Origin of the sequence: Paraburkholderia sp. BL10I2N1, from assembly GCF_004361815.1 — a bacterium.
In the GTDB taxonomy this organism is placed as follows: Bacteria; Pseudomonadota; Gammaproteobacteria; order Burkholderiales; family Burkholderiaceae; genus Paraburkholderia.
Map to the genome: position 1 here is coordinate 2,725,216 of NZ_SNWA01000001.1, position 12,072 is coordinate 2,737,287.

Annotated in this window: 10 protein-coding genes; 4 read left to right on the top strand and 6 right to left on the bottom strand. The window is 62.3% G+C overall.

The features are described 5' to 3' along the window. Positions 1 to 4: 4 nt before the first annotated feature. On the bottom strand, positions 5 to 1,168 hold the full coding sequence (locus B0G77_RS12790) for an SRPBCC family protein (protein ID WP_133662459.1): 1,164 nt from the start codon (positions 1,166 to 1,168) through the stop codon (positions 5 to 7). 182 nt (positions 1,169 to 1,350) lie between these two features. After that, the gene (locus B0G77_RS12795; protein WP_133662460.1) at positions 1,351 to 2,277 is read right to left on the bottom strand and encodes a LysR family transcriptional regulator; all 927 of its coding nucleotides are present in this window, start codon (positions 2,275 to 2,277) and stop codon (positions 1,351 to 1,353) included. 261 nt (positions 2,278 to 2,538) lie between these two features. Here B0G77_RS12795 and B0G77_RS12800 point away from each other — a divergent pair, with 261 nt between their 5' ends. The 4 genes from B0G77_RS12800 to argE are packed head-to-tail and all read left to right on the top strand — an operon-like array spanning position 2,539 to position 6,233. Continuing rightward, the gene (locus B0G77_RS12800) at positions 2,539 to 3,897 is read left to right on the top strand and encodes an NAD(P)/FAD-dependent oxidoreductase (RefSeq protein ID WP_133662461.1); all 1,359 of its coding nucleotides are present in this window, start codon (positions 2,539 to 2,541) and stop codon (positions 3,895 to 3,897) included. Between the two features lie 54 nt (positions 3,898 to 3,951). Next, positions 3,952 to 4,389 (top strand): RidA family protein, encoded by a 438-nt coding sequence (locus tag B0G77_RS12805; RefSeq protein ID WP_133662462.1) that lies wholly within the window; start codon positions 3,952 to 3,954, stop codon positions 4,387 to 4,389. 10 nt (positions 4,390 to 4,399) lie between these two features. Then, positions 4,400 to 5,077 carry a DUF1028 domain-containing protein gene (locus B0G77_RS12810; protein ID WP_133662463.1) on the top strand — a complete coding sequence of 226 codons (678 nt, stop codon included), beginning with the start codon at positions 4,400 to 4,402 and terminating at the stop codon, positions 5,075 to 5,077. Further along, complete coding sequence (gene argE, locus B0G77_RS12815; protein ID WP_133662464.1) at positions 5,070 to 6,233, top strand: acetylornithine deacetylase; 1,164 nt, start codon at positions 5,070 to 5,072, stop codon at positions 6,231 to 6,233. Before B0G77_RS12810 ends, argE begins: the two co-directional genes overlap by 8 nt. A gap of 99 nt (positions 6,234 to 6,332) precedes the next feature. Here the strand turns inward: argE and B0G77_RS12820 are convergent, their stop codons facing one another. From B0G77_RS12820 to B0G77_RS12835, 4 genes are all read right to left on the bottom strand, one after another. Further along, positions 6,333 to 9,164 (bottom strand): ATP-binding protein, encoded by a 2,832-nt coding sequence (locus B0G77_RS12820; RefSeq protein WP_133662465.1) that lies wholly within the window; start codon positions 9,162 to 9,164, stop codon positions 6,333 to 6,335. After that, entirely contained in the window at positions 9,161 to 10,294 is a 1,134-nt protein-coding gene (locus tag B0G77_RS12825; RefSeq protein WP_133662466.1) for a substrate-binding domain-containing protein, read from the bottom strand. Before B0G77_RS12825 ends, B0G77_RS12820 begins: the two co-directional genes overlap by 4 nt. 639 nt (positions 10,295 to 10,933) lie before the next feature. Beyond that, positions 10,934 to 11,500, bottom strand: coding sequence for an antirestriction protein (locus B0G77_RS12830; RefSeq protein WP_133662467.1), 567 nt, complete (start codon positions 11,498 to 11,500; stop codon positions 10,934 to 10,936). Between the two features lie 54 nt (positions 11,501 to 11,554). Beyond that, entirely contained in the window at positions 11,555 to 11,947 is a 393-nt protein-coding gene (locus B0G77_RS12835) for a HigA family addiction module antitoxin (RefSeq protein WP_208116419.1), read from the bottom strand. Positions 11,948 to 12,072: the final 125 nt, after the last annotated feature.

Here is a 12,072-nt window from a genome sequence, read left to right on the forward strand (position 1 = left end):
GTAATCAATGTGTGCCGAGCTTCGTCGCAGCGACTTTGCTGGCGATATAGCGCGCGAAGTCATAGTTGGGGCGTTCGAGAGGGCTCAGGTGGCCGGGCTTCGCCATCGGCGCGTGCACGCCGCGAAAGACCGCTTCCACGCCGCGTTTGTCTTCCGCATTCACCTCGTCGAGCAGTTTCTTCAACCTGCTCATGTGCGCGTTCGCCTCGGGGTCTGCGATGAACTCCGGCGCAAGCCCGCCGCCGAAGCGGATATGCACGCGCTCCACGCCTTGAGGTTGCAGCACGAGGTACCAGAAGTAACCCGGCGTGAGCGTGACGAGATGCGTCGGGTAGATAGCGAGCAGCGCGGTGGTCTTGCGCCAATGTCCCGTTAGGCGCGTGTTGTCCGGATGCGCATTGCCGATGGGCAAGGACGCTTCTTTCGTGATCCAGTGATAGTTGAAGGCGGGATAGCCCGGTGGGCATTCCATTTCTTCGAGCCGCGAATGTGGTCCTACCGTCGCGCGATGCAGCATCGGCAGGTGATAGCTTTCCATGAAGTTTTCCGCAAGGATCTTCCAGTTCGTCTCCCACACGTGTTCTTCATGGAAGGTTTCGACGTAGTCCGACATGCCGTATGCGCCGATGAGCTCGCTCAAACTGGAAAGTTGCCTATGCACGGGCGGCGCGTTTTCGTCGAGCGTCACGTAGAGCCAGCCTTGCCATGCTTCGCAACGCACGGTGGGCAGTCTCCAGCTCTCCTTGCAGAAACCCTGTTGCCGGTCCATGAGCGGCGCGCCTTGCAACGCGCCGTCCAGCGAATAGTTCCAGGCGTGATAGGGGCAGACGATGCGACGCACATTGCCGCGTCCTTCGAGCAGTACCGACATCCGATGCAGGCACACATTCGACATCGCCTTGATCTGCATTTCTTCGTCGCGCAAGACGACAATGGGTTGCGCTCCAATGCGCGCCGTCAGGTAATCGCCGGGCGCCTTGAGCGCGCTGGCGCGACCGACGCATTGCCATTCCCGCTCGAAGATAGTGCGCTCCTCCAGCGAGAGGAATTCGGGCGACGTGTAGACACCGGGCGGCATGGCATGCGCATCGCTGAATGACCGTTCACAACCCGCCTGCAGTTCGTCGACAAGCGCTTCTACTGCGATTGTCCTTGACGGGTTGGTCATGGTGTCCCCCTTGATTCATCACGGTAGGAGCGTGCCGTCGCGAGGTATTGCGGCGCTGCGCTCAGGATGGACATCAATTTATCAAGCCAAATTGCAAGTCAAAATATTGTTTTCAGATACAAAGCAAAGCTTTTTCCTATGTAGCGCGCGTGGGCCTGAAGCGGACGATTGAACGTTCTGGATCATGTGTCGATGTGCAGTCGCCGGATATAGGTTTCGCAGAACGACGCAAAGCGGTGCACAACCTGGCGCGGCTTCATCGTGCGCGATTGCGCGATACCGAGCATCGTCGCGTTGACGTTGTCTTTGAAGCGTTTAATGATGAACTCTTCACCATCCACGGTGCGGTTCGACTTGAGCGGAAAGTTGAGCAGGCTATAGCCGAGACCGTTAGCCACCATGCCGCGCACGACTTCCGGCTGCGACGAACGGAAAGCGGGCACAGGGCGGCTGCCCACCGCATCGAAGAGCGCGGCGAAATACTCGCGGCTGTGCGGCAGGTCGAGCATCACATAGGGCTCGGGCAGCAGGTCTGCGAGCGATACCTTGCGCGCGCGCGCGAGCCGATGCGTCCTCGGCAGGATCGCATAAGGCGGCAGCGAGAGCAGCGGCGTGAAGGCGATGTCCTCTGTCAGGTCGAGGCTGTAGGTCAGGGCGATATCGAGCGAACCGTCGTGAAGGCCCCGCAGGAGGCCGTCCTGATGCGCCTCGACAGTGCGAAACGAAATGCCCGCGTGTTCGCTCGTGAAACGGCTGATCAGCCCCGGCATGAGCGGCGGCGCGAGCGAGACGAGACAGCCGAGCGCGATGGCGCCCGTCATGCCGCCATCCATTTCCTTGGCAGTGGTCTGCAGTTCCTCCGCGATCTTCAGCAGATTGCGCGCTTGCCCGAGCAGATCGCGCCCCGCTTGCGTGAGCGAGAGACCGCTTGCGTGATGGCGTATGAAGAGTTGCACGCCGAACGACACTTCCAGGTCCGCCAGCGCCGTCGAGATCGATGGCTGCGAGATGTGTAGACGCTTCGCGGCGGCTGTAAAGGACAGCGCTTCCGCAGTGACCACGAAATAGCGCAACTGGCGCAACGAATAGCGTAACGGGTGAGTCTCCATCGACCACGCTCCATATTCAGGTCTTCAATGAGCGGCATTGTGGAGCGGTCAAAAAGCCTTGCATAGGTAAATCCGATGCTATGCATTTTTTTAATATATTTTTCAGATTCTGAATGCGCGGGTAGATTTTCACGGAGACAAACGGCCCAGGCGGCACACGTAACCGGAGAGCGCCATCGGGCCGACTACGGACGCGAGCACTCGAGGGCCGCGAGGCCGCAATCGAATCGAAATAATCCGCATCCTCAGAAGGGCATCGTCATGACAGTGGAGAGAACATCAATTGATACGCTGGTGGTCGGCGCCGGTCAGGCCGGCGTCGCCATGAGCGAACATTTGAGCAGGCTCGGCGTGCCGCATCTCGTGCTGGAGCGCGCTCGTATCGCCGAGCGCTGGCGCACGGGACGCTGGGATTCGCTGGTTGCCAATGGTCCCGCATGGCACGATCGTTTCCCCAATCTCGAGTTCGCGGAAGTCGACCCGGACGCATTCGCTTCTAAGGAGCAGGTCGCGGACTATTTCGTCGCTTATGCGCAGAAGTTCGAAGCGCCGATCCGCACTGGTGTGGAAGTGAAGCAGGTCGTGCGCAATGTGGGGCGGCAGGGCTTCACCATCGAAACGTCGGAGGGCACGATTGAGGCCAATCGCGTGGTGGTCGCGACCGGACCTTTCCAGCGCCCCGTCATTCCGCCGATTGCGCCGCAAGATTCGAGTCTCGCGCAGATTCATTCCGGCGACTATCGCAATCCCGGGCAATTGCCTGAAGGGGGTGTGCTGGTGGTGGGTGCAGGATCGTCCGGCGTGCAAATCGCGGACGAGTTGCAACGTGCGGGCAAGCGCGTCTATCTGTCGGTTGGCGCGCATGATCGTCCGCCACGCGCCTATCGCGGTCGCGATTTCTGCTGGTGGCTGGGCGTGCTCGGCGAATGGGACGCGGAGGTCATGAAGCCCGGCAGGGAGCACGTCACCATTGCGGTGAGCGGCTCGCGCGGCGGTCATACCGTGGATTTCCGGCGCCTCGCGCATCAGGGCATCACGCTCGTTGGTCTGACGAAATCTTTCGACAATGGCGTGGCAACCTTCGAAGCCGATCTCGCGGCGAACATCGCGCGCGGCGACGAGAACTATCTGTCGCTGCTGGACGCGGCCGACGCGTACGCCGAACGCAACGGTCTCGACCTTCCGGAAGAGCCCGAAGCGCGCGTCATTCCAGCCGATCCGGAGTGCATCACTCATCCGTTGGACGACCTCGACCCTGCGAAAGCGGGCGTGACATCGATTGTCTGGGCAACCGGCTATGCAGTCGATTTCAGCTGGTTGAAGGTCGCCGCCTTCGACGAAAAGGGTAAGCCGAAACATCAGCGCGGCGTATCAAAGGAGCCAGGCATCTATTTTCTCGGTCTGCCCTGGCTGTCGCGTCGTGGCTCGGCATTTATCTGGGGCGTGTGGCACGACGCGAAGCACATCGCCGATCACATCGTCACGCAACGCAAATATCTGGCGTATTACGATGAACCGCAACGCCATGCACCGAGCTGCGGCAAGCAAAGCGCTGAAAGTGCCAACGGCGCATCCGCCGGTTCACGTGTCCATCAAGTCAGCGAGATGGGCGTGAATTGATACATGCGCCTCTCTGATTCGTGATCCATTTCTTTCCAGCATAAAGGTGCATTGATGAGCCAACCTACGCATACCCGTATCCGCATGTTCAACACGAAGGATACCTATCCGAACCAGACGCTCGACAACGATCTTTGTCAGGCTGTGCGGGCCGGCAACACGGTCTATGTACGCGGCCAGGTGGGTACGGATTTCGAAGGCCGTCTGGTCGGTCTCGGCGATCCGCGAGCCCAGGCCGAGCAGGCGATGAAGAACCTCAAGCAATTGCTCGAGGAAGCCGGCAGCGATTTATCTCACGTCGTCAAGACGACGACTTACCTGACCGACATCCGTTACCGCGAGCCGGTCTATCAGGAAGTCGGGAAGTGGTTGAAAGGCGTTTTTCCGATTTCCACCGGCCTGGTGGTGGTCGCGCTGGGTCAGCCGCAATGGCTGATGGAGATCGACGTTATCGCCGTGATTCCGGACGGATGGGCGCGGCCGAAAGCCTGAGGAGCGGGACATGACATTCTCTATCGTCGGACGCTGTTCACAATCGAGGCAGCTCGGTATCGCGATCAGTTCTTCGAGCATCGCGGTGGGCGCCCGATGCCCGTGGGTGCGGGCAGGCGTTGGCGCGGTGGCGACCCAGAACGTCACGCTGCCTGCACTCGGCCCGCAGGTTCTCGATCTTCTGCAGAGCGGGTATCTGGATCCCGCCGCCGCATTGGACCGTGCGCTCGGCGCGAGCGACTGGTGTGAATACCGGCAGGTGACGGTGATCGATAGCCGGGGCCGCACGGCGTTCTTCAGCGGCAAGGAAGCTTTGGGCACGTATCACGCCGTCGCCGGCGAGCAATGCGTAGCCGCGGGCAACATGCTCGCCGGCGTCGAAGTGATCGAGGCGATGGTGCCGGCGTTCGAACAGGCATCCGGCGCACTTGCCGATCGGCTGCTCGCTGCCATGCGTGCGGCGATGGCGGCCGGTGGGGAGGCGGGGCCCGTGCATTCCGCGGCGCTCAGAATCGTGGGCGACGTGAGCTGGCCGATGGTCGATTTGCGGGTCGATTGGGCGGATGACGATCCCATCGGCCAGCTCGACGGTTTGTGGCACGCGTATCGGCCGCAGATGCAGGACTACCTGACCCGCGCATTGAATCCGACTGTCGCGCCCAGCTATGGAGTGCCGGGCAATGAATGACAGATCCAGCCGTGCGCTGCTCGAAAGGTTGGTCGGGTATGCCACGGTCAGCCGCGATTCGAATCTGGACATGATCGAGTTCATTCGACACTACCTCGAGGAACTCGGCGTCGAGAGCGAGCTGTTCTATAACGCCGAGCGCACCAAGGCGAATCTGTTTGCGACCATCGGTCCGCGTGAGCGAGGCGGCATCGTGCTGTCCGGCCATACTGATGTGGTGCCGGTCGAAGGCCAGGCGTGGAGCGTCGATGCATTCCGTCTCACCGAACGCGAGGGTCGGCTGTATGGGCGCGGCACCGCCGACATGAAGGCCTTTATCGCATCGGTGCTGGCGGTGGTGCCCATGTTTCTCGAGCGGCAGTTGAAGCTGCCGGTGCATCTCGCCTTTTCGTACGACGAGGAAGTCGGATGCCTCGGTGTGCGGTCGATGCTCGCGGAGTTGGAGCGGCGTCCGAACAGACCAATCCTGTGTTTGATCGGCGAACCGACTGAGCTCAAGCCGGTGCTGGGTCACAAGGGCAAGCTGGCGATGCGCTGCCAGGTGAAAGGCGCGCCTTGCCATTCGGCCTATGCACCGTACGGCGTCAACGCCATTCAGTACGCGGCGCGGATGATCGGCCGACTGGAAGCGATCGGCGAGCAGCTGGCGCAGTCCGCGTATCGCGACGAGCGATTTGATCCGCCGTTCTCGACCGTGCAGACCGGTGTGATCAACGGCGGCCGCGCATTGAACATCGTGCCTGCGGAATGCGAATTCGACTTCGAAGTGCGCGCGTTGCCGGGTTTTGACGCCCACCAGGTAGCCGACGAGTTGCAAACCTATGCCGAAGCTGAGTTGCTGCCGAAGATGCGCGCCGTGAAGTCCGACGCCGGCATCCGCTTTCAGTCGCTCTCCGCTTATCCGGGATTGGCTACCTCGCCCGACAGCGAAGCGGCGCGCCTGTTGGCTTTGCTCAGCGGTTCCAATGAGTTCGGCACGGTAGCTTTCGGCACAGAAGGCGGGCTCTTTGAGCACGCGGGCATTCCAGCAGTGGTCTGCGGACCAGGCAGCATGGATCAGGGGCATAAGCCGGACGAATTCGTCACCGTCCAGCAATTGAGCGACTGTGACGCAATGCTGGCTCGTTTGGTGGACTACCTTTCAGCCGTTTGTTGAGACCCATGCATCGAAGAGGCGCGGCGGCGGTACGTTGTCAGATACGAGCGTGCCGGGTCTTACTCCGATCGCTTCAGGACGTGGGTTATGCAGTCCCGATCATGGGACTTGCCTCCTTTCCAGATATCGCTCGACGAAGATGAGGAGTGCCTTGGACTGGTAATCCTTCGCTAGCTGGCAAAGGTGGTCGGCGAAAGGACGATAGCGCTCGTCAAGCTGGGTCAGGTGGGTGGCGTGTTGCACGAGGGCACGCATGTCGCCCAGTCGCGCCAGGTAGTGCAGCGCTTCGATCTCCCCCGCCGGCGGCACGACCAAGGTCCCCACGGAGGGGGCGGCGGCGTGTACAGCCGTTCGGCCCGCTCCGGTGGCTTGCGTCTCCGGAACTTCGTCGCTCCACTCGATGTTCAGGAGGGCCGCGATCTGTGACAACAGCTCACTCAAATCAATCGGTTTTGACAGAAAGGCGTTTGCACCGGCCGCCAGGCTTCTCGCGGCATCACTCCCCGAGGCGCCGGCGGAGACCGCAACGATGGGAAGATCCCCGAACTCCGGCATTTCGCGCAGGCGCCGCGTGGCTTCGAGCCCGTCCATGCCGGGCATGACGACATCCATCAGGATAAGCGCCGGCCGCAGCGCTTTGGCTTTCTCCAAAGCTTCCAGTCCGTCGCCGGCCTCCGCCATGTCGAATCCGAGCTGGCCGAGCATATCGACTGCCACGGCACGATTTGCCGCTACGTCATCCACGACGAGGACGGTCTTGCGCGGCCCCTTATAGCCGGTCATTGCCCATTCTGGCGGGACGACAGCTGCCTGAGGCGCCACCACCGGGACGTTCAGCTCGAATGAGAAGGCGCTCCCGGCACCGCGGCGGCTCTCGACGTGGATCTCGCCACCCATCAGGCGCACGAACTGCCGGCTAATGGCCAGGCCCAGCCCCGTGCCTCCAACCCGGTGCCGAGCATCACTCGCTTGCTCGAAAGGCAGGAAGATCGCCTCCAGACGCGCTTCGTCTATACCGATGCCGGTGTCCCGCACTTCGAAACGCAGCCGCATGGGCGGCAGCCAATCGACGCGCAGGCGCACGCCCCCTTTCTCGGTAAATTTGATTGCATTGGATAGCAGGTTGAGCAGCACCTGGCGCAGCCGTTTTTCGTCGACCCGCACGCCCGCGGGCAGATCCGGTGCCATCTCGCAAGCGAAGGCCAAGCCCTTTTCCGTTGCCTTCACCCGAATCGTCTCGGCGATGAAGTCGATGAACCGGTCAAGCGGAATATCGGACAGGTTCAGCTCCGCCCTTGCGGCCTCGATTTTGGCCATATCCAGAATGTCGTTGATGATCGCAAGCAGGTGTTCGCCGCCGCGCTGGATCACCGTAATCCCGTCGACCTGGCGTTGGTCGAGGCTCCTGTCGCGCTTAAGGATCTGCGCGTAGCCTAGAATCCCGTTCAACGGCGTGCGCAGTTCGTGGCTCATGTGAGCAAGAAAGTCGCTCTTGGCCCGGTTGGCCGCATCGGCGTGTTCCTTGGCGACGGCCAGTTCAGCGGTTCGCTCGCGAATCATGTCTTCGAGGTGCTCGCGGTAGCGCCGCAGTTCCTCTTCGGCACGCTTCTGCTCCGTGATGTCACGAGAGATGCCGAGCAGGAACTGCGGCTTGCCGCGCACGTCGAGGATCGGGATCTTCATCGTGTGCACCAGGCGCGGCCCGTAACGCGTGTGAACCGGCTCCTCCGGCACGTCGACCAGCTGCTGCGACTCCAGGACGTCACGATCCTTCAGCGCGAAGAAATCGGCCTCCTGCGCCGGAAACAGGTCATGGACGGACTTGCCGATGAGTTCCTCGCGCCGGTAGCCGAGCAGTTGCTCTCCCGCCTTGTTAAAACGCACGAAGCGCAGCGTCGCCGCATCCTTGACGAAGATCATGTCGGGGATGTTCTCGATGATGCTGTCCAGGAAGTGTTCGCTCGCCCGCGCAGCCTCTTCGGCGTGCTGTCGTTCGACGATCTCAGCCGTCTGGCCCGCAAGCGCCGTGCTGAGTTCGGCCGTGCGCTGCGTGACGCGCGCCTCGAGTTCGGCGTTGAGTTCCATCAGTGCGTCCTCAGCATGCCTGCGCTGGCGCCGGTCTTCGAGGAACTGCTCGACTGCGCGCGCCATATCGGCAATCTCGTCGCCGCCGTGAACGGGGACGCCGGCTTGCACGCTGTCGACATCGCCGTGCCGCAGGAAGTGACTGACTCGGCGTAGCCGTGCCACGACGTGGCGACCGAGGAATGCGCGGGCGATCAGCCAGGCAAGCAGCAGGCTCACCGCAACTTCGCCGCCCACCCACCTGCGCGTGCGGTTCAGGTCTTCGGCCAGATCCTGGGCCGCTTTACGGTAGTCGCGCGTGAAATGATCCGACTGCTGGCGCGCCGCGGCGGCCAGAGCGTCGGCCTGGCGGCGCAGATCGTCGTCCAGGCTGGCCAATGATGCGCCGGGCCGCGGCGCCGACGCCGGCGCGGCGCCGACGCCCAGCGCGGTCTCGCGCACCTGCGCCGCGATGTTCGCCGTGTTGCGGAAGCGCTGGCTCGATCGATGCAGCGCCAGCGCGTCGACACCGACGTTGTCGCTCGTGGTCGCGGAGGCGAGGCGGTCCACGAGGCGGTCGAAGGACGCCAGCTGTTCGATGATATGCCGATGCGTCTCGCGCACAGCGTCCACCGTATCGTCACTGGACAACTGCAATGCCAGGCGTTCGATCATCAGAGTGAGCTGCGCCAGGTTCTGTGCATCTTCCTGGAGCGCCAGCCGCTCTTCGGCCAACTGGCGGATCGCGTGGGCCGAGCCAGCCAACGAGTAAATGGTCGTGGCACCGACCGCGATCACCAGGGCGGCCAGGCACGAAACCACGAGCGTGAACTGCGCGGTGAGAGACCGTGGGAGCGGAAGTTTCACGGTCGTTGCCAGATGCGGCGATAGATGTCGCGATAGCCGTTGGCCGGGTCGTAGAGCAGACGATCGCCGCCGTCCGCGGCGATGTTGTCCGCCGTCACGAGATGCACCGGAAACAGGTAACCCGTGACGCCTGCCCCGGCGAAGAGCCGGTTCATCTCGTCGACCAACTGCCAGCCGTGCAGATTCAGGGGTTCGGCCACGGTGCCCGTCTGGAAGGTGCCCGTCCGGATACGCAGGAAGGCGGACTCGCTGCCGTCGCCAGCCGACAGCATGGCCATGGCGCCGTTCGGCATCCCGGCCTGGGTCAGCACGGGTGCGGCGTAGTCGAAGTAGATGTCGTTGACGGCCAGCGCATACGTCCAACGCTTGCCATACCGCGCGAGCAAGGCGCGTGTCGTGCCCGGCATCAGTTCCTCGCTGCGTGAGATGGCCACGTCGCGCACATCGAGCACGGTGCAGCCGCTGCACGCGCGCACGACGGCTGCCATTTCATCCGCCTTGCCTTGCGCAATCCGGAAATTGGAGTCGGTGAAGATGACGACTCCCGCATGCCCGCCGGACTGCACGATGGCCGCCAGCGCGGTCACGCGCGCGACCTCGAGCGGATCCGTCGCCACGTTCATCGCCACGGGCGTGCCGGGCACCGGTCCGGCCTGGGCCGCGACATGCCAGCCGACGATAGAAATGCTGCGCTCGGCAAACGGCCGCAGCCCGGGCAGCAGGGCGCGTGCGTCGCCACCGACGATGATCAGACCATCTGGACGACTTGTCAGCGCATTTGCAAGCATCTTCAGCCGCAGGTCCGGCGTGCCGCCGGAGTCGAATATCTTTACGCTCCAGCCGATGACCTTGGCCGCCTCCAGCACACCGTCGACCACTCCGACGATACCGCCGTTACGCAAATCCTCGGCGACGATGGCGACACGTTTCCCAAGTTGGGCGCGCGGCCCGTTGCGCGGCCCGTTCCAGGGCGCAGCGGGTTGCGCCGCGGCATCGACCACGCGCTTCGCTTTGGCCAGGTAGTCCTTCGCGGCGACCGTGGTTCCGGGCACTGGGGCAGTCGGCATACCCTGCGCCGCGGCAACCGACAGCATGCATGTACATCCCCATGCCAGAAGCAAGCCCCTCATGCTGTTCCCCAAGGGCCCCGTCGAGGTTGATTGACCGCCATTGACAACATACCCAAATGCCGCGCGCACGGTGACCCTGCGAATAAGATAGTACACCCCGATGGCCGCGTGTCCCCGGTCATCCGCGCTGCCGCCTCGCGTGAGCAGAGCGATGACCGTTCGCCAGTTCGACTAACGCAACTGGAGCCACGGGCCTGTGATCCGGTGACGCACCACGCCTCGACGATATCCATTGCATCCACCGGTTGAATCCGCAACGCGCAACCGTCATCAGTGCCTGCGATGCCGCGATCGCCTCCGATCGACTTGACGTCAATTTTCGCCGGTCGACTACCGTCATCCGCATCCCTTGGAAGCTGTCTAACCTGAATGGAAAACTACCCGCAAACCCCCGCCAGAACCTGCGCGATTTCGGGTCAAAGAGTTAGAAAGGGTCGCGTAACTATTTGAGTTTTATGTCGATTCTCGTCGGCATGGGGTGCAGATGGTCGGAGGTTCAAATCCTCTCGCCCCGACCATAATTCGCTTTAAAATCAAGTGTGTAGATTCGCGTCGTGTTAAAAAAGTAGCCTCGAGTAGCCTCAAGTAGCCTACGTTTTAACACGACGCGTTGAAAGGTTTCCTCGCTTTTCCTCTCCCTTATCCCGCATTGCGTACGCTCGCGAGCTTCCGGCTCGAGGGCGCAAACGCGGCGATCGCGCGCGCGCCAATCGACTCGGTATCGACCGGCATCCAGCGCGCGTACGACTTGAGCGTTACGGTCGTATCGCAATGCCCCATCTGCCTCGAGACCCAGCTCGGATTCTCGCCCGTCGAGATCATCATCGAGCCGTACGTATGCCTCGTCTGGTAGCGAACGATCAGGGTATCGAGGAGCGCCTCGTCCGTAATCTCGCTCATCAGATGGTTGAGCGCGAACATCGAGCATACGACCCCGAACGCGTCGTTCGACATCTCGCCCTCATATCCGTTGCCGGTCATGAATACGCGTAGGCGCTCGAGATCGCCGCGAGGCGCCGCATAGGCTCCTCCGTTCGAGAGGTGATAGAACGTCCAAAGCCCGCCACGATAATCGTTCGAGAGAGCTTCGGCCCACGAGAACAGGAGGGCCTCGCCGCGCATCATCGCGCGCTCGCCGAACAGGTAGGGATAGAACGAGAGGCGAGACCTCTCAGGGACTTCAGTTGCAGTAATCTTGTTCGTCATCACTTGTTGCTCCACTTCAGTAAGTGGCGAGGCGCGAGGCCTCGCCGTTATCAGTTACGCCTCGACCGGCGCATAAGTCGTGATCGTTGCGAGCGTCTCGACGAGGAGGCCGCGAGCTTCCGCGATTTCTGCCTCACACTGGAGGCGCATCCAGCCCATCGGGTCGCCACCAAAGTAGGCCGCGAGGCGCAGGGACGTATCGGCGGTCATGCGACGCTCGCCACTGATAATCTCCTTGATCCGGCGCGGCGCGACGCCGAGCGCCTTGGCGAGCGCGTGCTCGGTCTGGCCGGTCTCGGCGAGCTTCGCCGCGAGGTATGCGCCTGGCGTTGAGGCGATCGTCGTCTCGACGACTTGAGGCTCGACCGCCTTCTTGGCGCGAGGCGTCGTGCGGCTCGTCGTCGAGGTTTTCGTTGCAGTGCTGGTGGTAGTTTTGCGCGTTGCCAAGATTCTGGATTCCTAAGTGATTGGTTTCAAGGGCTTCGCTTCGTGTTGCCTGCCCTACACCTTCGTATTGAGGTGACGCACCGGGGCGCGGCCAGACCTTTCGTGACGAACCGTGGAGGAACGTC